The sequence below is a fragment of the Actinoplanes philippinensis genome (assembly GCF_900113015.1).
Lineage (GTDB): Bacteria > Actinomycetota > Actinomycetes > Mycobacteriales > Micromonosporaceae > Actinoplanes > Actinoplanes philippinensis.
Genome location: NZ_FONV01000004.1, coordinates 637,099 through 659,518, shown reverse-complemented (window position 1 = coordinate 659,518; position 22,420 = coordinate 637,099). Strand labels below are relative to the sequence as shown.

The following is a 22,420-nucleotide window of genomic DNA, read 5'->3' as shown; positions in this document are numbered from 1 at the left end:
ATTCTCGGTGTCGGACAGCACGACCGAGCGAAGCGGAGCCGAGGCCATGGAGAGCGTGACCGGACCCAAGGACGTCATCTGGGACATCACCTACGCGTGTCCGCTGCGCTGCTTCCACTGCTACTCCGAGTCCGGCCGCCGGGCGGCGCGCCAGCTCGGCCCGGACGGCCTGCTCCGGCTCACCGAGGCGGTGCTGCGTTTCCAGCCCCGGTCGGTGACCATCTCCGGCGGTGAGCCGCTGCTGGTCAAGGGCGTCTTCGAGGTGGCCCGCCGGTTCGGTGAGGCGGGTGTCGAACGGCTGCTCTACACCAGCGGCTGGACCCTTGACGAGACGCTGGCCCAGCAGGCCGTCGCGAATTTCGACCGGATCTGCGTGAGCCTCGACGGGGCGACCGCCGACGTGCACGACCGGATCCGCGGGCGGCGGGGCTCGTTCGACCGGGCGCTGAACGCGCTCGACCTGCTCGACCGGGCCGCCGGCGACCGGGTGCCCTACGGCGTGGACTTCACCGTGGTCCGCAGCAACTTCGACCAGATCACGGACGCCTGCGCGCTGCTCGGAGCACGCTTCCCGCGCCTGCGGACGATCTTCTTCGGCGCGGCGGTGCCGAGCGGGCTCGCCAGCCGCGCCGACTTCGCCGAGCGGGAGCTGCTCACCGAGGAGCAGCGCGAACGGCTGGTCGACCCGGATTTCGTGGCCGGCCTGCGCGCCGCGACACCCGGCGCCGCCCGGGTGGGCACCACCGACAACCGCGTCCTGCAGATGCACCCGGAGCGGGTCCGGTCCGCCGCCGACTTCCCGGTCGTGCAGGTCGAGCCGGACGGCGCGGTACGCGCCATGTCGATCTACGAGGGCACCGTCGGCAACCTGCTCACCGACGACCCGGACCAGGTCTGGCGGCGTGCCGTCGACCGCTGGCGCGACCCGTTCGTGGTGGCGGCGCTGGGTCCGGCGCACACCGCCGTGCAGTGGGCCGAGGCCGCCCGCCGCATCGACCTGCGGTTCGGCAGCGACGACGACCGTGCCCGCATCGCCCGGCGGCCCGCCCACCGCTGACGGCCCGGATCACGCCCGCCTACCGGAGGTTTCCCCGTCATGAAGGTCAACCTGCAACAGCTCGCGCCGTACTGCCTGGCCGACCCCGACTTCTTCGAGCACCCGGACCGGTTCTCCGACGCCGGGCAGCGTTTCCCGGCCGCCGACCGCCCCGCCCCGGAGGGCTGGCGCCGCACCGAGCACGGCCTGTGGGTGTCGCTGCGGCCGCGGGACGTCACGTTGCCGGCCCAGGGCTGGAAGATCCACGTGTCGGCGCGGCTGGACGACGCGGCCCGCGTGTGCGACATCGTCGCCGACCACTGCCTGACCGCGCGGATCCCGTTCAAACTGCTGCGCAGCCGGCGGGTCGCGCACCTGCTCAACAGCAAGTACGCCGACCGCACCGGCAGTGGCAAGCTGCTGACCGTCTACCCGCCGGACGAGGCCGCCCTGGCCCGGACGCTGCCCGCCCTGTCGGCGGCGCTGACCGGCACCGCCGGCGCGTACATCCTCAGCGACCTGCGCTACGGCGACTCCGGAGTGTTCGTGCGCTACGGCGGTTTCGCCGAGCGGACCGTGGTGGACGCCGACGGCCTGCGGGTGCCCGCGGTGCAGGCGCCCGACGGCTCGCTGGTGCCCGACCGGCGTGGCACCAGCTTCACCCTGCCGCCCTGGGTGGAGGTTCCCGAGGTGCTGCGCGGCGACTTCGAGCGGTGGCGCGACGGCGACTCCGACGGCGATTTCCCGTACGAGGTGAGCGGCGCCCTGCACTACTCGAACGGCGGTGGCGTCTACCGGGCCCGCGACACCCGTACCGGCAGGCAGGTCGTCCTGCGGGAGGCCCGTCCGCACGCCGGCCTGGACCGTGACGGCGACGACGCCGTCACGAGGCTGCGCCGCGAGCACATCATGCTGCAACGGCTGCAGGGCCTGGACTGTGTGCCCGAGCTCGTCGAGCACCGCCAGGCGTGGGAGCACCACTTCCTGGTCGAGGAGTACGTCGAGGGCGCCACCCTGCTGGACACGATGCTGCAGCGGCAGCCGCTGGTGCAGCCGGATCCCGACCCGGTCGCGGTGGCGCAGTACACCGCCTGGGTGCTAGACGTGGTGGACCGGATCGACCGCGCGCTGACCGCCGTGCACGAGCGTGGTGTGCGCTACGGCGACCTGCACCCCGGCAACGTGCTGCTGCGCCCGGACGGCCGGGTGGTGCTGGTCGACTTCGAGCTGGCCACCGACCTCGGCGACCCGCGGCCCCTGCCGCTGGGCGCGCCCGGCTTCACCCCGCCGGAGCATCTGTCCGGCGCCGCCGCCGACCGGCACCTGCTCGACCGGATCCGGCTGTGGCTGCTGCTGCCCCTGGACGTGAACCCGCAGGTGGAGCCGTACCGGGTCGCCACCCTGGTGGACGAGGTGGAACGGCTCTACCCGCTGCCGGACGGCTTCGGCGCCGGGCTGTTGCGCCGGCTGCGCCAGGACGCGCCGCCGCTGGGCACGGCCCGTGACACCGCGGGCCGCCTGCTCACCGCCGACCGGCCGGACTGGCCGGCGATCCGTGACTCGCTGGTGGCCGGCATCCTCGCGTGCGCCAGCCCCGGCCGGTCCGACCGGCTCTTCCCCGGCGACCCGCAACAGTTCGCCGACGGCGGGCTGAGCCTGGCCCACGGCGCGGCCGGTGTGCTGCACGCCCTGCACCGGGCCGGCGCGACGATCCCCGGCGAGCACGTCGACTGGCTGGTCGACGCGTCCCGCCGGGCCGCCCGCCCCCGGCCCGGCCTCTACACGGGACTGCACGGGGTGGCCTCGATCCTGCACGACCTCGGCCGTACCGCGGAGGCTCTGGAGATCCTCGACCGCGCCGCCCCGCTGGAGGCCGAGGCGCCCGGCGCCGCCCTGCTCGACGGACAGGCCGGGATCGCCCTCACCCTGCTGCGCTTCGCGCGGCTCACCGGTGACCCGGCGCTGCGGGCCCGCGCCGACCGGGCGACCGCCGCCCTCACCGGGCTGCTGGACGGGGACGGGCCGCTGCGGCCGCCGGCCCAGGGCGGGCTGCTGCGCGGCACCACCGGCGCGGCGCTGCTCTTCCTGCACCGGTACGAGGAGACCGGCGACCCCGCCTACCTCGACCGGGCCGGGCAGGCGCTGCACCGCGACGCCGCCCGCGGCGAACACCTGCCCAACGGCACCTTCCAGCTCGTCGAGGGCGGCCGGTACCTGCTCAACCTCGACGCCGGCAGCGGCGGCATCGCCATGGTGGCCGCGAGCTACCTGCGGCACCGCGGCGACCCGGCACTGTCCGCGGTGATCGACGGGGTACGCCGCGGCTGCCGCGTGGTCCTGCTGCGCCAGCCCGGCCTGCTCCGGGGCCGCGCCAGCCTGATCACCACGCTGACCGCCCTGCGTCACCCCGACGACGAGGACATCCTGCGGGACCACGTGCGCCGGCTCGCCTGGCACGCCCGCACCCACCACGGCCACCTGGCCTTCCCCGGCACGCAGCTGCTGCGGCTGTCGGCGGACATGGCCACCGGCTCCGCGGGCGTCCTGCTCGCCCTGAGTTCCGCGTTCGAGTCCACCGGCGCACCCCTGCCGTACCTCGACCCGCGGTCCACCACACCACTGAGCACACCGAGGAGGTGATGACGATGGCCAAGATCCTGATCCTGCAGGCCATGGAGGACTCCATGCCGGCGAAGGCGTTCCCCTGCTGGAGCTACCTCACCACGTTCGACTGCCTGTGACGGTTGCGAACGGCCCTCCCCGACGTCCGGTGGAGGGCCGTTCCTCCGTCCGGGCCCACCCGAAGGAACGGACATGACCCGGGAACCCGCCCGCTGGGCCCGCGAGGGCGACCGGCTGCTGCTGCGCTGCACCCGCGACATGGCCGGCTGGGCGGCCGCCCTCATCCTGGCCCAGCTGACCGCCGCCGTGCTGGCGCTGCTCACCCCGTATCTGCTGGCCGCGGCGGTGGACGCCGCTCTCGGCCGGACCGGCTCCGCCGCGGTGCCCGCCCTGCTGGGCTGCCTGGCCGCCGGCGCGGTCGCCGGAACGGTGAACACCGTCGCCGAGGCGGCCTGCACCGCGCGCGGCACCCGGGTGTTGCGCCGGCGTCTGCTGGACCACGCGCTCACGCTGGGCGTGCGAGGCTCGTGGCGGTTCGGGACCGGTGACCTGACCAGCCGCCTCGTGGTGAGCGCCGCCGGGACCCCGCCGGTGGTGACCGCGGCGACCGGCTCGGTGATCGGCGCGCTCACCTCGATCGGCGGGCTCGTCGCGCTGTGCCTGGTCGACTGGCGGTGCGCGGCGGCGTTCCTGCTCGCGGCGCCGGTCGCGGCGATCCTGCTGCGCCGGTTCATCACCGACACGTCGGCGCTGTTCACCGACTACCAGGCCCACCAGGCCGAGATCGCCGGCCGGCTCGGTGACGCGCTGGCCGGCGCCCGCACCATCCGCGCCGCCGGGACGCTGGGCCGCGAGGTGGAGCGGGTGCTCGCGCCGCTGCCGGCGCTGCGCGCGGCCGGGGAGGGCTCGTGGGCCGCGCAGCGCCGGGTCGGCTGGCAGACCACCCTGTTCATCGCGGTGATCGAGGTCGTCGTGCTGGCGGTCGCCGGGTTCGGGGTGGCCGGCGGGCGGATCACCGCCGGGCAGTTCTTCGCGGCGGCGGCGTACGTCACCGTCGCGCTCGGGATGGTGGCGCAGATCGAGGCGTTCCAGGGCATCGGGTACGCCCGCAGCGCCGCCCGCCGGGTCGCCGAGGTGCTGGCCCGGCCGGCCGTGACCGCACCGGCGCCGCCGGAACCGCCGCCGCCCGGGCCCGGTGCGGTACGCGCACGCGGCGTGACAGTGCTCGGCGACGACGACGCCCCGATCCTGCGCGACGTCGACCTGGACGTGCCGGCCGGCTCGACCGTCGCGCTCGTGGGGCGCACCGGCGCGGGCAAGACGACTCTGGCGTACACCCTCGGGGGTCTGCTCGCCCCCGACCGGGGAACCGTGCTGCTCGACGGAAACCGGCCCGCGCCCCCGGCCGTCGCCTACGCGTTCGCGAGCCCGCGGCTGTGCGGCGGCACGATCGGCACCGCCATCTCCTTCGGGCGCCCGGCCGCCACCTCCGCCGACGTGCGGCGCGCCGCGGCGTACGCCCGCATCGACGGTTTCGTCGAACGCCTGCCCGACGGCTACGCCACCCCGGTGGCCGATCTCGCCCTCTCCGGAGGGGAGGCGCAGCGCCTCGGGCTCGCCCGGGCGTTCGCCCAGCAGGCCCGCCTGCTGATCCTGGACGACGCCACCTCCGGGGTGGACGCCGTGACCGAGTCGCAGATCGCCGGGGCGCTCACCGGCCCGGCCGGTGGCCGCAGCCGGGTCGTGGTCACCCGTCGGGCCGGCACCGCCGCCCGCGCCGACCTGGTCGCCTGGCTCGACGACGGCCGGATCCGCGCCGTCGCGCCGCACCGGGACCTGTGGCACGACCCGGAGTACCGGGCGGTCTTCACCGCCGGCGCCGGAGCACCGCGGTGATCGCCGGCTGGCCGCTGCTGCGGCAGGCGCTGCCCGGTCCGCGGCCGTTCGTCCGGCTGGCGCTCTGGTCGGCCGTCGAGGCGCTGCCGGCGCTCACCGGCGGGCTGCTGGTGGCGACCGCGCTGGACCGCGGCTTCCTGCGTCAGGACCCGGTCACCGGCCTGGCCTGGCTGGCGCTGCTCGGCGTGGCGGCCGGGGTACGCGCGGTCGCGGTGGCCCGCACCTACCCGTGGCTGTCGGCCGCCGTGGAGCCGATGCGGGACGCGCTGGTCCGGGCCGTCGTCGACGCAGCAGTGCGCCGCGCGGTGGCCGGGACGCGGCCGGACCTGGCCGCGGTGGCGCAGGTCGGCCGGCAGGTGGAGACGGTACGCACGCTGGCCGGCACCCTGCTGCGCACGCTGCGCCAGGTGCTGACCGCGCTGGTCGCCGCGACGGCCGGGCTGCTCGCCCTGGCGCCGGCGATCGCCGGGCTCGCCGGGGCGCCGCTGCTGACGGCGTGGCTGGTCTACGGCGCGCTGCTGCGGCCGCTGGCCCGCAGGCAGGACGAGGTGATGGCCGCCGACGAGGCGGTCGCCGTGGAGGCCGGGGCGGCGCTGGCCGCGGTGCGTGACATCCGGGCGTGCGGCGCGGCGGGCCGGGTGGCGGGCGAGGTGGGCGCCGGGATCGACCGTCAGGCGTACGCCACCCGCCGCTTCGCCCACCTCGACGCGGTCCGCAGCGTGGTGCTGGTCCTCGGCACGCAGGCGCCGGTGGTCCTGGTGGCCGCGTGCGCGCCGATGCTGCTGCGCGCCGGGGCGGCGACCGTGGGCGAGGTGGTGGGCGCGCTGACCTACCTGGTGGTCACGCTCGCCCCCGCGGTCCGTGCGCTGATCGGCACGCTGGGCTCGTGGTCGGTGCGGATGCGGGCCGTGCTGCGCCGGCTGGACATGGCATGCACGGCCCCGGAACCGGCCGCCGGGGGGACCACGCCGGCCGGCCCGCGGTTCGATCTGCGGGCCGAGGACCTGACCTTCGGGTACGGCCGTCATGCCGTACCCGTGCTGCACGGTCTTGATCTGGACGTGCCCGAAGGGGAGCACCTGGCGATCGTCGGCGCCAGCGGGATCGGCAAGTCCACACTGGCCGGCCTGGTCAGCGGCATGCTCCGGCCGGACCGCGGGCGGCTGCTGCTCGGCGGGATCCCGGTCACCGACCTGCCGCCGGCCGCCGTCCGCCGCCGGGTGGCGCTGATCCCGCAGGAGGCGTACGTGTTCGCCGGCACGCTGCGGGAGAACGTCGCGTACCTGTGCCCGGACGCCGGAGACGACGCCCTGTCCGCCGCCGCCTCCGCGATCGGCCTCACGCCGGTGGTGAGCCGGCTGGGCGGCTGGGACGCCGTGCTCACCGCGCCCCGGCACCAGCTCTCCGCAGGCGAGCGCCAGCTGATCGCGCTCACCCGCGTCCACTTGTCACCCGCCGGCGTCGTCGTGCTCGACGAGGCGACCTGCCACCTGGACCCGGCCGCCGAGGCCCGCGCCGAACAGGCCTTCGCGGCGCGCGGCGGCACGCTCGTGGTGGTGGCGCACCGGTTCAGCTCGGCGCTGCGGGCCCGCCGGATCCTGTTCCTCGACGGCTCGTACCCGAGCCTCGGCACCCACCGGGAGCTGCTCGCGGCCGTTCCCGGATACGCGGCGCTGGCCCGCCACGCCGCCGATGTCGGCTTGTCGACAGCCGGCTCCCCGCGTCGGCATGACGACCCTTTCACCGTCGTCCATGACTGACAATCCACCGAGCCGGGCGGTGGACGCCGCCCGGACGACACAAGGAGTTCCGACATGACCCGCCACCTCGACGAGTCGCCGGTCCTGGTCCTGCAACGACAGGCCGCCGGGACCGGCTGGTCCGACATCGGCCACGGCCTCAGCGTCGACGACGGCCACGTGCTGCTGCGGGCCTCGGCCGGCACCACCATCAGCGAGGGCGAGCCGCTGCGCCTGTTCGCCGTGCGGCCCGGCGCCGACGAGGTGCGGCCCGTCGGCTTGCGGGGCGTCGACGTCCTGCCCCGCGGCGACTGGCAGCTCGTGGTGGCCCGCCTGGACGGCGCCGGCGGACGGCCGTCGGCCGGGCAGCGAGAGGTCGCCGACGTGCTGCGCGCCCTGGAGAGCACTGACGACGCCCGCTGGACCGCCGCGGCCCGCGCCGCACAGCGGATGGCCGTGACCGGCGCCCCCGGGTCCACCCCGGCGATCGCCGCGCCGCCCCCGCCGAACGAGGAGGGTGAGCCGCTGTCCTGGCTGTGCCGGATGTTCGGCATCGGCTGTCCTCCGCCGACCGAGTGACACCGACGACGGCGGCACACCGCCCGGCTGCCGGTGGCCGCACCGGCCGCCGGCTCGCCCGCGAGGCCGCGCTGCTGTCACTGTTGTGCCTGTTCGACCTGGTCACCGCCTCGACGGCGATCATCCACGACACCGGCACCGGGCCACTGCGCCGCGAGGCACAGGTCGCCGCCGCGGTCCTCGGGGTGGGCCTGCTGGTGTGGCGATGGCGGGCGCCGGTGCTGGTCTTCGCGCTGGTGTGGGCGCACGCGGGCGCGGTCTGGCTGCTGCTCCACGAGTACCGGCCCACCGCCGCCTTGGTGGTCGCGCTCTACACGGTCGCGGTGACGTGCCGTCCGGCGGTCACCGCTGCTGCGCTCGGGGCGGCGGTGACCCGGTCGGTGCTCAGCGGCGTCGACTCGGTGCGCGTCGAGGCGTACCCCGAGGCCCGGGTCGGCGAGTTCCTGGTGACGATCCTGATGTTCACCGTCGTCTACACGGTGGCGGTGGGCGTCGGCACGCTGGTCCGCCGGCAGCGGCGACGCGTCCGCGCGCTGCAGGAGGAACGGCGGCGGGCCCGGCTGGACGCGGTGGCCGCCGAGCGCCGGCGGCTCGCCGCCGAACTGCACGACGTGGTCTCGCACTCGGTCACCCTGATGGTGCTGCAGGCGGCCGGCGCCGCCCGCCTTCCGGACGACGACCTCGCGGGGGTACGGCAGGCGCTGCTGCACATCCAGGACGCGGGCCAGCAGGCCATGGCGGAGCTGCGCCGGCTCCTGGACGTGCTGCAGGCCTCCGGCGGCACGCCGCACTCGATGGCGCCGTCGCCCCGGCTGTCGAGCCTCGACTCCCTGCTCGACACGGTGCGCCAGGCGGGTCTCCGCGTCGACCTGGACACCGTCGGCGACGCGGGCCCGGTGGATCCGAGCGTCGAGCTGACCGCGTTCCGGGTGGCGCAGGAGGCCCTCACCAACGCGCTGAAACACGTCGGCCCCGGCGCCCGCGTCGGCGTCCGCCTGATCTGGCGGGACACGCTGACCGTGCAGGTCGACAGCGAGGCCGCGGCCACGGCCGGGGTGGCGGGGCTGTCCGCGGGGCACGGCCTGGCGTCGCTCGCCGAGCGGGTCCGCACCGTCGGCGGCACGCTGGCCACCGGCTACCGGCCGGGCGGCGGCTTCCGGGTGTCGGCGACACTGCCGCTGGCCGGGCGGTCGCTGCGGCTGCCCGTCACGTCGTTGGTGACCGATCCCTGACAGCGCTCTACCGGCCACCGGAGCGGTGGCAGGAAGCTGTTCGCGTCGACCACGCCGACCACGGGGGACCGATGCCGATCCGAGTGATTCTCGCCGACGACCAACCGCTGGTCCGCGCCGGACTGGCCATGCTGCTGCGGGCCGAGCCCGACGTCGAGGTGGTGGCCGAGGCCGACGACGGCGAGGCGGCCGTGGAGCTGACCCGCGCGGTCCGGCCCGACGTGGTGATCATGGACGTGCGGATGCCGGGCATGGACGGTGTCGCCGCGACCCGCCGGCTGACCGCCGAGGGCAGCGCGGCGCGGGTGCTGATCCTCACCACCTATCACGTCGACGAGGCGGTCTACGGGGCGCTGCGCGCGGGCGCGTCGGGTTTCGTCCTCAAGGACGCGGCGCCGCAGGAGCTGGTGGCCGCGGTCCGAGCGCTGGCCGGCGGCGAGGCCTGGCTGGACCCGGCGGTCGCCCGGAACCTGCTCGACGACCTGACCGCCCGCCCCGAGCCGGCCGCGCCGTCACCGGAGGTGCTGGCCAAGCTGACCAGCCGGGAGCAGGAGGTGCTGGTGCTGATGGCGCACGGCCTGTCCAACCGGGAGATCGCCGAGCACCTGGTGGTCGGCGACGCGACGATCAAGACCCACGTCGCCCGCGTCCTGATGAAGCTCGGCCTGCGCGACCGTACCCAGGCCGTCGTCGCGGCCTACCAGTCCGGCCTGGTGCGCCCCGGCACGGCGCTGCCGGTGCCCGCCGGCGCCGATTGACCGGCCGGTCGCGGCGGGCTCAGTCGCCGCGCAGGTAGCGGGTCACCATGTCGACCAGTTCGGTCGCGAAGGTCTCGACCGGTGTCGCGCCGGGGGCGGCCATCAGCTTGTGCGTGTTGATCTCGATGGTGAGCAGGATCAGGTCGGCGGCCGTGCCGACGTCACCGACGCGGACGTCCGGGTGCCGGGAGAGCAGGTCCCGGATCTGCGCGGTCCGGACCCGGCCGTGCCGGTCGATGGCGTCGAGGAGCTCCCGGGACTGCGGCGCCTCCTCGATCATGATGCGCAGCAGCTGCGGGTCCTCACTGTGGCTGTCGATCGCGTCGCGGACCATCGCCCGCACCGTCTCCCGCAGCGTGCCGGGCGACAGGTCGAGCCGCTCCGCCTCGGTCCACCTGCCGCGGTCGATGTGGCGGATCAGCAGCTGGGCGAGGATCGCGTCCTTGTTCGGAAAGTACTGGTACAGCGAGCCGATCGAGATGCGGGCCCGCTCGGCGATGCGGTTGGTGGTGCCGGCGGCGTACCCGTACTCGGTGAAAACGTGAGCAGCCGCGGTCAGGATGCGCTCGCGGGTCAGCTCCGCACGGACCTGACGGGGCTTGCGACGTGGCTGAAGACGGCGGTCGGCCGACGGCATCGGCGACACCTCCCGGGGTGGCGGAAAGCGAGTAGCAGAATACTTGAGCTATTGCTCACAATAATACGGTGAACTGGGAAAACGCGAGATCACTGACCACCGCCGACGAGATCGACGCGCTCATCGGCCGGCCGCCCGCGCCGGTGCTGAGGAAACAGATCAGCGCCCTCGACGACGGCTGCCGGGCGGTGCTGGCCCGCAGCCCGATCGCCGCGTTCGGCTACCGCGACGCCGGCGGGACGAGCACGACCACGTTCGTCGGCGGCCGGCCCGGGTTCGCGCGACTGCTGTCCCCGACCCGGATCACCTTCGACGTGCCACCGGCGGCCCGCGGGCCGGTCTCGATGTTCTTCCTGCTCCCGGGTGTCGGCGAGGTCCTGCGGGTCAACGGCTCGCTGACCGGCGACGCCACCGCCGGTGTCGTGGTCGGCGTCGAGGAGGCGTTCGTGCACTGCGCGCAGGCCGTCCTGCGGTCGCGTCTGTGGCAACCGCCCGGCCCCGTCGAGCCGGTCCCGGAGGTCACCGGCGACGGTCCGCTGCGCGACCCCGGCCTGGCCGCCTTCCTCGCCGCCGCCCCGTTCCTCGCGATCTCCACCTGGGACGGCGACGGCGGCAGCGACACCAGCCCGCGCGGCGACCAGGGCGCGGTGGCGCGGATCCTCGACGGCCGTACGCTGCTGATCGCCGACCGGAAGGGCAACAAGCGCGCCGACGCCCTGCACAACCTGATGCGCGACGACCGGCTCTCGCTGGCCGCGCTGGTCCCGGGCCGCCCCGAGGAGCTGCAACTGCGCGGCCGGGCCACGGTGACCACCGACCCGGCGTTTCTGCGGCGGCTGGAGCTGGGCGGCGCGCCCCCGCACGCGGCGCTGCTGATCGACGTCGGCCACGCCGAGCTGACCACCGGCACGGCGGTCGCCGGCGCCCGGCTGTGGTCGCCCGCCGCGCACGTCCGGCCGGGTGAGGCGCCCGACCTGATGATGCTGGCCGGCGAACACCTCGCGGCCAACACGGCGCCCCGGTTCGTGCTCACCGCCGTCCGCGCGATCCCGGGACTCGACCGGCTGCTGCGGCGGGTGATGAACCGGGCGTACCGCTCGGGACTGCGCAAGGAGGGGTACGCCGACAGCGCGCTCCGCGAGGTGCGGGTCACCGGGATCCGCCGTGAGACCCCCGGCGCGGTCACGCTCGTGCTGGCGGACGGCCGGCCGTTCGACTTCCGGCCCGGCCAGTTCTTCACGCTCGTCACCGAGGTCGGCGGCCGTCCGGTCCGGCGTGCCTACTCGGCCTCCTCGGCGCCCGGCGCGACCCGGCTGGAGGTGACCGTCAAACGCATCGACGGCGGCGTGTTCTCCACGCACGCGCACCGGGGGCTGCGGGTGGGGGACCGGCTTGCCGTACGCGGCCCGTCCGGGACCTTCCATCCGCAGCCCGCGGCCGAGATCGTGCTGGTCGCGGCGGGCAGCGGCATCACCCCGATGATGAGCATGATCCGTGCCCGGCTCGCCGGACCGGAGAGCGGCCGGATCGCGCTGCTCCACAGCAGCCGGGACGAGACCGAGGTGATCTTCGGCGCCGAGCTGGACCGTCTCGCCGCCGAGCACCCCGATCGGCTGTCGGTCACCCACGTGCTGACCGCCAGGGACGGCCGGATCGGTGCGGCACGCCTCCGCGAGTGGGTCGCCGGGGTGGCGCCCGGGCCGGACGCCCACTACTACGTGTGCGGTCCCGAAGGATTGGCGGACACCGTCCACACCGTCCTGACCGGGCTCGGCGTGCCCGGCGGGCAGGTGCACAGCGAGCGTTTCCACGGCGTCCCGGACACCGCCACCACCGAGCCGCAGCAGCTGACCGTGACCGGCAACGGCCGCCTCATCGGTACGGCCGTGGTGGCGCCCGGCCAGACGCTGCTGGACGCCGGTCTCGCCGCCGGGCTGCCGCTGCCGTACTCGTGCACCGCCGGCGGCTGCGGCTCCTGCGCCGTCCGGCTGACCGGCGGCGACGTCACCACCACCGAGCCGGACGGGACAGTGCTGACCTGCGTGAGCTGTCCGCTGTCGGCCGTGACCCTCGACATCGGCCGGTGACCGCGGCCCTGGTGCGGGCCGCGGTCACCGGGTGCGTCAGGGCGAGGTGCAGGTGAGGGCCGGCGTCCCGGCCGTGCCCGTGGCGATGAACCCGAAGGTGGTGGAGCCGTCGGCGGGCAGGTTGCCGTTCCACGAGACGTTACGGACGCTGACCGTCGAACCCGAGGTGGTCAGCGTGCCGTTCCAGACCTGGCTGATCGACGAGCCGGCCGGCAGCGTCCAGGAGACCGTCCATCCGCTGGGGGTGCCGTTGCCGGCCTGCACCTTGACCTCACCCTGGTAGCCGCCGTTCCATGTGCTCACCGCGCGCAGCGTCGCCCCGCAGGCGCCGGTGGGGAACGGCGCGGACGGTGACGGGGACGACGAGGGCGAGGTGGACGGTGACGACGACGGGGACGACGGGGACGAGGCCGGCGAGGACGACGGCGGGTTCGGAGCGGTGCTCGCCAGGCTGTACGCGAGATCCGGCTGGAACGATCCCGCGGCGTACCGGCAGCCGTCCGCCTCGCCCGGCGGCTTGATCCACAGGTAGCCGTCGATGTTGGCGTCGCCGGTGTTCACGGTCGGGTACTGCCCGATCCGCCGGTCGGTGTTGTCGTCGCCGCACCAGTCACCGCTGGCGCCGCCGTTCCGGCTGGTGTCGATCACCTGCCGCTTCCCGCTCACACCCTGCCCGTTGAGCGAGGAGATGATCGAGCGTCCGTACGCCGCCTCCGCGCTCGTCGGCTGGAAGTTGGAGGCGTTGGTGTAGAACCCGTCCGCGTCGGCGACCCCCGCCGCGACGAGCCGGGACGCCTGCTCACCGGCGCTGTTCCAGGCGGAGTGCCCGCCGTCCAGGTAGACCTTCGCGTTCGGGTTGGCGGCCTTGAGTATCTGCGTGGCGGTGCGCAGCGCCTGGCTGCGGGCCGCGATCTCGCTGCTGTTCAGACAGGTGAGCAGCGCGATCGAGTCGGGCTCCAGGTTGATCACGACGGTCCGGTTGCCCAGGTTGCGGGCGATGTTGCCGATCCACGTCTGATACTGGCCGAGGTCGGGCGCGCCGCCGGAGCTGGCGCCCCCGCAGTCACGGTTGGTGATGCCGTAGACGGTCAGGGCCGGGATCTGCCCGGCCGCGTTGGCCGCGCCGACGTAGCCGGCGACCTCGCTGCCGACGGCCGAGATGTTGAAGTTCGACAGCCAGCGGGTGGCCGGCTGACTGGCGATCTTGTCGCGGATCACGGCGGCCCGCGAGTCGCCGGAGTTGGATTCGACCCAGCGGGCGACAGCGGTGCTCGGATCACGGTAGAGGGTGCCGGAGATCGTCCCGGCGGACGCGGTGCCGGAGACGATCAGGACACTGCCGGCCGCCACGGTGGCACAGGCGGCAGCGGCAGCGACAACACGGGAACGGGCCATGGGAGCTCTCCTGGGGGATGGGTGTTGGGAGCGCTCCCACAAATTAACGGTATCGATGTCCCACTGCAACATTCCTGCAAATTCCGGGACCGTCCCTCGCCGCATCGCAACCGGCGGCGGGGACGGACCGGCCGCGTCAGTTGATCGCTACGTCGTCGTAGTAGACGGTTCCGGTGTTGTCGCCGGACTTCAGGTGCAGCTGGACGCTGGTGGCGGTGGCCGGGGCGGTGGCGTCGACCGACAGCTTCGTCCAGGTGGTGGTGCCCACTGGGAGGCGGTTGGAGGTGTTCTGGCTCAGCCACGTGCCGTTGATGTCGAACCAGCTCAGGGCGATCTCGGTGATGCCGGTCGCGTTGACGCCCCGGGCGTACGCCTCGGCGTGCCACGCCTGGCCGCCCTGCACCGGGGTGATCGGGGAGGTGAGCAGCGACGGCAGGTTGCTGCCGCTGCGGGTGGTGCCGGAGAAGCGCGCCGACCTGGCGCCGGTGCGCGGCTGCTCGGTGGTGATCACGGCGGTGCCGGCGGCGGGCAGGTAGTTGCGCCACGGCGAGTCGATGGCGGCGGCCTCGAAGCCCAGGTTCAGGATGGTGTTCGGGGTGGCGCCGGTCGTCCAGGCGCCGGTGACGACGCCGGCGCTGATCTTCGCGCTGGTGTCGGTCCGGTACAGGCCGAACTTGTACTGGGCGGGCATCGTGGACACCACCGAGTTGGGCGGGATGGCGCCGGAGGCGAAGTCGTTGAGGGTCCACGGGGCGACCGAGCCGACCCCGGCCACGCCGGCCGCACGGAACACGCGGGCCAGGTAGGCGGCCTGTTCGCCCTCGGTGCCCGAATAGGTGCTGACGCCGGTCTCGCCGATCACGATCGGGCTGGGGGTGACCGCGTTCTGGGCGCGGCGGATCTCGGCCAGCGATCGTTCCGAGGCGCCGTAGAAGTGGAAGTCGTAGTAGTCGAGCGGGGTGCCGGCCAGCTGCGACTTGAGGCTCGCCATGCCGGTGGCGCCGCTGCCGCCGTCGACGGAGAGGGTGAGCGGCATGGCCGGGGCGGTTCCGCGGATCGCCGGGATGACCTGGCCGGCCCAGGCGATCGCGGCGGCGTCACCGGGCTGGATCTCGTTCTTCACCTCGACGGCGATCACCCGCGGGTCGTTCGCGTACGGCCCGACGATCGCCTGCGCCCAGGTGATGCTCCCGGCCACATCGGAGTAGCTGGACCACCAGTCGAACAGGGTCAGCTTCACGCTCAGCCCGTGCGCGTCGGCGATGCCCACGAACTGGCTGAGCTTCTGGGCGTACGCCGAGGTGGGGGTCGGGTATCCGAAGGTCTGCGGGAAGATGACCGCGCGGACGTCGGTCGCGCCGAGCGTCGCGGCCCGTGCCAGGTCGGTGTCGATGCGCACCGGATCGAAGTTGGTCCACAGGTAGGTCCAGCCGGCGTTCGACGGATAGTAGTTGATCGTCCTGGCGGCCAGCACCGCGGCCATCCGGCTCGCCCGGGTCGGCGTGAGGGTGGCGGCGTGGGCGGGGGAGGCCGGCTGCGCGGGGCTCAGCAGCAGGCAGACCAGCATGAGGGTGCAGAGACGTCGCATGGGCGGACCACGCTTTCAGGCCGGGATGGGGGGCGAACCGGAGCCTCTATCGACGACGGTATGTCGCGTAGGGAGGGTCAGCAACGCGATCCGTGTGCCAGAAGGTGACTCAGTGTGCTCGGCGGATCCGCACTCGACCAGGCCGACGTGTCAGGGAGTCACCTCGAGGACGCGCCGGACGATGTCGCTGACCTCGTGGTCGATGTCGTTCAGTTGCCTCTCCCACTCGTCCAGGCGGCGCTGCGTCTCCAACAGGTCGTCCTGATTCGTTCGGAACAGGGCTACCGCGCCCTCAGCCTCCTTGATCATTTCGTTGAACTTGCCCTTGAGCTCGCTGCTCAGCAGGGACGTCCGGCTGTTCAGCCGGGAGGTGAGCTCCCGTGAGTACCGGCCGGCGATGTCGTGCGCGTCGTCCTGGAGCTCCGACGCGAAGGTCTGGGCGGTGGCTTTCCTGGCGCGTCCCCGGCCGATCTGCCGGATGGCCAGGGGGACGGCGATGGCCGCCAGGACCAGAGGCGCGGCGGCCACCGCCACGGCGCCGACTGATGTCGTGCCGACCATCGCCGCGATCCCGGACGCCGCCGCGCCGCCGGTGAGCACCAGGCCGCTCACCACGCCGGTGGCCGACATCGTCGTGGATGCCTCGTCGGGATGCAACGCCGCGTACGTGGTCAGCTCGGTCAGCCAGCTTCGCAGGATGGCCTCGTCGACGGTGTGGGTGGTGCCGGTCAACGCCTGCTCCAGCTGTTCCATGTGACCGGCGTACTCCTTGATGAGCGGCAGCAGGTCCTTCTGGAGCACCGCCTCACGCTCCTCCAGCAGGCCGCGGATGCCGTCGGTCGCGACGGAGAACTCCTGCATCGCCTGGCTCAGCCGGGACTCCAGGTGGGCGCTGAGATGCTCGGCCACCGCGTCCCGGTTCTTGATCGCGGACACGCGCGGCGCCTGTTTCGCCCAGAGTGGGATCTCCGGCACCCTGGCACGCAGGAAGAGTTCGGTGCGCTGCAGAAAGAGCATCTCGGTCCGCTCGAGCCAGGTCGCCAGGCTGAGTTCGATCTGTTGCACCATGGTCTCGATCTCGCGGCGCCGCTGTGTCTGGTTGTCGAAGGTCGACAGCAGCTCCGCCGAGTTCCGGCTCAGCAGTTCCCGGCGCAGCCGGATCAGGTTGCGCAGCCGCAGGATCTCCTGGCGGATCACCTCGGCCGGACGCTGCAGCTTGATCATCGCCCGGCCCCGGTGCAGGAACTCGCGGATCGCCGTCTCCAGCTGTGGTACTCCGGATCGGTGGAGCCGCTCCTCGTCCGGTTCCTCGGTACGGGCTTCGAGCGCGTCCAGGGCACTGGTGAAGAAGATCCTGGGCTCTCGGCCCTCGGCGTCGGCACGTGCGATTCCGCGGCACCGGATCTCCACCGCGGCGCGATCTCCCGCCCGGCGAATCTCGTCGAACTGGTTGACCACATAGAAGATGTCCCGGTGCCCGTACGCCCGGAGCATCTTCAGGTAATGCTCGCGATCGTGCTGTTTGAACGCCGCCTTCGCCATCGTCACGTAGATCACCGCGTCGGCCTTGGGCAGGTAGCTGAGTGTCACCGACTCACGGACCGGGTCCTCGTTCATTCCCGCGCTGTCGATGAACTGGACGTAGTCGCGCAGGATCTCGACCGGTCCCTGGACCACGCCGGAGACGTACGGGCTGACCCCCGGCGAGTCCTCGTCCTCGAATCGGAGCGTGACCTCACCCTGGAAGTCCTCGACGGTGACCGCCCGAGTCCACTGGTGACCGGTCTGCGGATCGAACTCGGTCAGCTCGGCCGACCACGCGTCCGCCCACCGGACCTCGGTGGTGAACGCTGTCGTCGGATTGGCTCGTGTCGGCAGGATGTCCTGGCCCACCAGAGCGTTGATGAGCGTGCTCTTGCCGCTGCTGAAGTCTCCGAACACCATGATCCGGAAGGCGCTGTCGAGCATGCTGGTCCGGGCGGCGTCAAGGCGCTGGGTCGCGGTCAGAGTGCTCGACGGATCCGCCGGGGAGGCCTGATCCGGCTCGACGAGCTGCGCGATGGTGCGTACCCGGGTGAACAGGTCGAGGATCTGGGCGCGGTGGACAGCCCAGTCGTGGGTCACGAAGGAGCGGTTAGACATTGTTCCGGAGCCTCTCGGTCACAGACTTCTCGATGCGTTCGGCCTCGAACAGCAGGCCTTCCCACAGCGGCCGGGCGGCGGTCTCGGCCCAGACGCGCTCGCGGGCCTGCCACCATTCGTCCTGGCGGTTGCGCCCGGCCGCGGCCAGCCGCGCGAACAGATGGTTGACCCGGCTGCCCGCGGCCTCGGTGTAGGCGTCGCGCCACGCCTCCAGGCCGTCGCGGACCGCTGCTGTCAGGGCAGCGCGCTGACGGTCCATCAGCCGTCTGCGGAGCGGCACCGAGATCAGCCCCCCGATCAGGCCGGTGAACTCGGCAGCCGGCGACTTCGGCAGCAGAGCCTCCAGGCCGAGCGTCGCGAGAGCCTCGCCGGTCTCGGCGATCAGCTCCGCGGTGATCTCCACAGTGGTAGCTGAGCGCATCCGGTCCGGAGCGGGGGGTCTCGGGATGTCGAGCGCCGGTCCTACGGCCGCGTCCTCGGCCAGTTCGTCGAGCGGGTCCCGCCGGGAGTTCTGGGCGGCGAGCCGCTCGTCGGCGTCTCGGGCGGCGGCCAGCAACTCGTCGGCGGTAAGCCGTTCCATCGTCCGCTCATGCTGGTCGAGTGCCGACGCCACCGTTGCGGACATCTCCTCCGTCCAGAGATCTCCCGGCGCCGCACTGTCCCGGAGCCTGTGCAGCTGGGATCGGACCAGATCGCTGCAGCATTCCCGGGTCCGCTCGGCGATCAGCGAGCTGAGCTTGCCGGCTCGGGCGTCCAGGTCCATCCGGAGCCCGATCCACAGCGCCTGGCTCGCCGCGCGTTCCGCTGCCAGGCGGGTGCGCACGTCGGCGCGCCGCTCGGCGTCCAGGGCGGCGGCGAGGAGACCGTCCTCGGCGATCGCGCGCAGTTCGCGACAGACTACGGCGAGGCTCTCGCCGAGAGCCCGGCTGCGGTAGCCGTCCGTGTGGTGGTCACGCGCGATCTCGGTGATGCGGTCCTTGAGCCGGCGCCGGCGGCGGATGTCGACGTCGCCGTGCGGGTGCAGACCGGGCGCGGGGAGCACCTCGATCGCCGGGTTCGCCCGGCGGGCCAGTAGTTCCGCCCGGCGGAGCACCATCTCGTCATCGGCCCCGTCGAGCATCGTGATCACCACCAGGGGAGGACGGTTCCGGCCCGATGCCGAGAGCCGTCCGAGCAGGCGCTGGTCGGTCAGGGTGAATCCGCCGACGCCCGGAGTGACCAGCAGGATCAGATCTCCGGCGCGAGCTGCTGCGGAGACCGTGGCTTCACGGTCGGCGGTAGCGGCCTGCGGGTCGCCGAGGCCGGGGGTGTCGACCAGTTCGATGTGTTCGCGGGACAGCCACGGGCTGCCGGACGGAACCGACCGGGCGGGGAATGCCGGGGGCGGCGCGCCGTCCGGCTGGACGACCGTCACCTCCGTCGTGGTCGGTACCGGGCCGACAGGCAGAAGGCGTCGCCCCAGCAGCGTGTTGGCCAGGGACGACTTGCCTGCTGAGAACTCGCCGACGAGGACCACCCGGCAGGTCGGCCGGACGGCTCGGTCGCGGGCCGCGTGCAGCATGGCCACCACACGGGTCAGGCCGCAGCGCCGGGCGACGTCGATGAGGTCGGCGAGCTCAGCGTTCCATCGGTGTGAGCGACCGGGGGAGGCAGCGTCGGGCAAACCGGCTCCAGGTGCGTCGATGCTGACGGTCGCGACCGGAGGTTCGTTGGGGCGGTCGCGTCTCGAGAACCGGACCAGGTAACCACCGATACGGCCCGGGCCGAGGACAATTCGTCCGTCATCCGGGCGCGGCGATGATCTATTGACTTTCTTAACCGTACGGTGACAACGTTGTCATCCAGATGATCTTTTCGCTACCTGATGGGAACGCTGGTGCGCGATCTCGCTCGACGGAGGGTCGCCGCCGCGGCCTCTCTGGTTCTCCTGGCCGGCGGTCTGTCGCTGGTCTCGTCCTCCGCGGCCCAGGCCCACCACCGGTGGCCGGGCACCGTGACCTCCGGCAACGCCCGATTCCAGATCCTGTCGCCGACGCTGATCAGGACCGAGTACGCGGCCAACGGCCGGTTCACCGACGGTGACACCGGCAACGTGGTCGGCCGCGGCGGGTTCAAGCCGGCCCGCTTCAGCAAGAGGGTGTCGCAGGGCTGGCTGACCATCGACACCGGTGCGGCGACGCTGCGTTACCGGGTCGGTTCCGGTGAGTTCACCAAGGACAATCTGACGGCACGGCTGAAGGCCGGCAAGCAGACCGTCACCGCGCAGCCGTGGGCCGGGCTGGGCGCGCCGGACTGCCTGCCCGGCGTCCTGTGCGAGGCCGAGGATCTGCGGCTGAGCGGCCTCGGCACGGCCACCGACCACCGCGACTTCACCGGTCAGGGGTTCGCGGCCGGGTTCGAGGGCACCGGCGCGGCGGTCACCTTCGCCGTCACCACGGCCGCCGCGAAGGCGCAGCAGCTCAGCGTCCGGTACGCGAACAGCACCGGCGGTGACGGGCAGAACGTGGCCCGTACGCTGACCGTGACCGTGGACGGTGTCGCCGCCGGCACGGTCAGCCTGCCGCCGACCGGCAGCTGGGACACCTGGGCGACGGCGTCGGCACCGCTGCAGCTGAGCGCCGGACGGCACACGATCACCCTGGTCCGCACGGCCGGCGACACCGGCAACGTCAACGTGGACAGTCTGGCCGTGCTCGACCCGGGCGCGGGATATCCGGCGCCGACACCGCCGGCCGCGACGCCGTGCGCGTTCGGGACGGTGTGCGAGGCGGAGACCGGCGCGACGACCGGCGGTGGCAAGCTCGCCGACGACCACAACGGGTACTCCGGGGACGGCTTCCTGGCCGGGCTGGAGCGAACCGGCGCGGGCGTGGCACTGACCGTGACCGGGGTGCCGGCCGCGGGCCGCTACCAGGCGCAGGTGCGGTACGCGAACGGGCAGGCCGGCAGCCAGGCGGTGCAGAGCCGGACGATCACGGTGACGGCGAACGGCTCCCCGGCGGTGACGGCCACCCTGCCCCCGACGAGCGGGTGGGACTTCTGGCGTACCCAATCGGTCGCTCTTGATCTGAAAGCCGGGACGAACACGGTGACGCTGGGGTGTCCCGACGAGAAGAGCTGCCACGTCAACGTGGACACCGTGGCGGTCGCCGCGCGGACCGCGCCGCTGCTCGCGCCGCATGCGCCGCTCGGTGGCTACCGGCGCGGGCTCGACAACGTCAACGGCGGCGCCCGCACCTACGCCGGCCTGCTCTTCCAGGACGGCTGGAGCCTGCTCGACGACTCGGCCGCCGGTGACCACCAGGACGGGTACGTCTTCGCCTACGGCCAGGACTACCGTGGCGCGCTGCGTGAGCTGTCCACGCTGACCGGGCCGACGAAACTGCTGCCGAAGTGGGCCTACGGCGTGTGGTATTCGGAGTACATCGACCGGACGGCGGGCGAGTTCCAGGACGTCGTGACACGTTTCCGTGCCGAGGGTGTGCCGCTGGACGCGCTGGTCATCGACACCGACTTCAAGTCGCCGGACCGGTGGAACGGCTGGTCGATCGACCCGTCCCGGTTCCCGGACTGGACCGCCTTCGCGACCTGGCTGCGCAAGCAGGGCGTGCACACCGGGCTGAACATCCACCCGAGCATCCTCGGCTCCGACCCGCGGTTCGCGAAGGCGCAGGAGATCGCCGGGGGCAAGCTGAAGCGCACCGGCTGCAACGGCGGCGCGGACTGCTACGTCTTCGACTTCGACGACCCGGACCAGCTGAAGGCCTACTTCTGGCTGCACGACCAGATGGGCGCGACCGGCGTCGACTTCTGGTGGCTGGACTGGTGCTGCGACGCGTCCCGGGGCTCCGACGCCGCGATCAACAAGGAGTACGCCGACCGGATCGGTTTCGCCTTCTCCCGCGCCTACGGGGCGTTGCAGACCGGCGGTTACGCGAACCCGGGGCCGGTGCCGTCCGGGCCGTGGGCCGACAAGCGGACCACGCTGCACTTCACCGGCGACACCATCTCCAACTGGGAGACGCTGCGGTTCACGGTCGGCTACACGCCGGGCGAGTCGGCGGCGACCGGGCTGGCCTCGGTCAGCCACGACATCGGCGGGCACACCGGCGGCCTGCAGGAGCCGGGCAGCGAGCCGGGGACCACCAAGCTCCCTGACGACCTGTACGCGCGGTGGGTGCAGATGGGCACCTTCCAGCCGATCGACCGGCTGCACTCCAACCACAGCGACCGGCTGCCCTGGCAGTACGGGCCGGCCGCGAACGCGTCGGCGAAGAAGTTCCTCAACCTGCGCAAGAAGCTGCAGCCGTACACCTATGCGGCGGCGGCCGAGGCGACCCGGACCGGCACCCCGATCGTCCGGGCGATGTACCTGGCCTACCCGGGTGAGCCGGAGGCGTACGCCACGGCCGGCAGCCAGTACCTGTACGGCCCGGACCTGCTGGTCGCCCCGGTGACCACGCCGGGCACGACGGCGACCACGCCGGTGTGGTTCCCGCCGGGCAGCACGTGGACGGACTACTTCACCGGCAAGCGGTACGCCGGCGGCACCACCGCCGAGATCACCACGACGCTGGACACCATGCCGGTGTTCGTCCGCTCCGGAGCGAAGAAGCCGTGACACGACGGGTGGCGGCGTTCTCGATCGAGAACGCCGCCACCCGTTCCCGTTAAGGTCCCGATCATCGGGGTATTGCCACCAGTGAATC

At 73.2% G+C, this 22,420-nt stretch carries 14 protein-coding genes; 9 read left to right on the top strand and 5 right to left on the bottom strand.

Annotation, left to right across the window (positions count from 1 at the left end; all coding sequences use genetic code 11):
• The first annotated feature begins 46 nt into the window (after positions 1-46).
• From BM290_RS13225 to BM290_RS13195, 7 genes are all read left to right on the top strand, one after another.
• Complete coding sequence (locus BM290_RS13225) at positions 47-1,057, top strand: radical SAM protein (protein ID WP_093613763.1); 1,011 nt, start codon at positions 47-49, stop codon at positions 1,055-1,057.
• Positions 1,058-1,096: 39 nt separating this feature from the next.
• Entirely contained in the window at positions 1,097-3,676 is a 2,580-nt protein-coding gene (gene lanKC, locus BM290_RS13220; protein ID WP_093613536.1) for a class III lanthionine synthetase LanKC, read from the top strand.
• 174 nt (positions 3,677-3,850) lie between these two features.
• Positions 3,851-5,554 (top strand): ABC transporter ATP-binding protein, encoded by a 1,704-nt coding sequence (locus tag BM290_RS13215; RefSeq protein ID WP_093613534.1) that lies wholly within the window; start codon positions 3,851-3,853, stop codon positions 5,552-5,554.
• Complete coding sequence (locus BM290_RS13210; protein WP_093613532.1) at positions 5,551-7,314, top strand: ATP-binding cassette domain-containing protein; 1,764 nt, start codon at positions 5,551-5,553, stop codon at positions 7,312-7,314. The genes BM290_RS13215 and BM290_RS13210 overlap by 4 nt, the downstream gene beginning before the upstream one ends.
• Before the next feature lie 54 nt (positions 7,315-7,368).
• Positions 7,369-7,872: a hypothetical protein gene (locus BM290_RS13205; protein ID WP_093613530.1), complete on the top strand. Its 504-nt coding sequence runs from the start codon at positions 7,369-7,371 to the stop codon at positions 7,870-7,872.
• Positions 7,869-9,104, top strand: coding sequence for a sensor histidine kinase (locus BM290_RS13200; RefSeq protein ID WP_093613528.1), 1,236 nt, complete (start codon positions 7,869-7,871; stop codon positions 9,102-9,104). Before BM290_RS13205 ends, BM290_RS13200 begins: the two co-directional genes overlap by 4 nt.
• A gap of 71 nt (positions 9,105-9,175) precedes the next feature.
• The gene (locus BM290_RS13195; protein WP_093613526.1) at positions 9,176-9,862 is read left to right on the top strand and encodes a response regulator; all 687 of its coding nucleotides are present in this window, start codon (positions 9,176-9,178) and stop codon (positions 9,860-9,862) included.
• A gap of 19 nt (positions 9,863-9,881) precedes the next feature.
• On the opposite strand, the gene BM290_RS13190 is transcribed toward BM290_RS13195, so the two are convergent.
• Complete coding sequence (locus tag BM290_RS13190; RefSeq protein WP_093613761.1) at positions 9,882-10,499, bottom strand: TetR/AcrR family transcriptional regulator; 618 nt, start codon at positions 10,497-10,499, stop codon at positions 9,882-9,884.
• A 68-nt stretch (positions 10,500-10,567) separates the two neighbouring features.
• Between BM290_RS13190 and BM290_RS13185 the strand changes: the two genes are divergently transcribed.
• The gene (locus BM290_RS13185) at positions 10,568-12,586 is read left to right on the top strand and encodes a 2Fe-2S iron-sulfur cluster-binding protein (RefSeq protein ID WP_093613524.1); all 2,019 of its coding nucleotides are present in this window, start codon (positions 10,568-10,570) and stop codon (positions 12,584-12,586) included.
• Between the two features lie 36 nt (positions 12,587-12,622).
• Here BM290_RS13185 and BM290_RS13180 read toward each other — a convergent pair whose 3' ends face one another.
• The 4 genes from BM290_RS13180 to BM290_RS48275 form a co-directional block, all read right to left on the bottom strand.
• Positions 12,623-13,981, bottom strand: coding sequence for a glycoside hydrolase family 6 protein (locus BM290_RS13180; RefSeq protein WP_093613522.1), 1,359 nt, complete (start codon positions 13,979-13,981; stop codon positions 12,623-12,625).
• 136 nt (positions 13,982-14,117) lie between these two features.
• Positions 14,118-15,569: a cellulase family glycosylhydrolase gene (locus BM290_RS13175; RefSeq protein ID WP_093613520.1), complete on the bottom strand. Its 1,452-nt coding sequence runs from the start codon at positions 15,567-15,569 to the stop codon at positions 14,118-14,120.
• A gap of 150 nt (positions 15,570-15,719) precedes the next feature.
• Positions 15,720-17,711: a dynamin family protein gene (locus tag BM290_RS13170; protein ID WP_093613518.1), complete on the bottom strand. Its 1,992-nt coding sequence runs from the start codon at positions 17,709-17,711 to the stop codon at positions 15,720-15,722.
• Complete coding sequence (locus BM290_RS48275) at positions 17,704-19,374, bottom strand: dynamin family protein (protein ID WP_177319692.1); 1,671 nt, start codon at positions 19,372-19,374, stop codon at positions 17,704-17,706. The genes BM290_RS13170 and BM290_RS48275 overlap by 8 nt, the downstream gene beginning before the upstream one ends.
• Positions 19,375-19,587: 213 nt before the next feature.
• Between BM290_RS48275 and BM290_RS13160 the strand changes: the two genes are divergently transcribed.
• A complete protein-coding gene (locus BM290_RS13160) occupies positions 19,588-22,332 on the top strand; it encodes a TIM-barrel domain-containing protein (protein WP_239144056.1) in 2,745 nt (914 codons plus the stop codon).
• Positions 22,333-22,420: the final 88 nt, after the last annotated feature.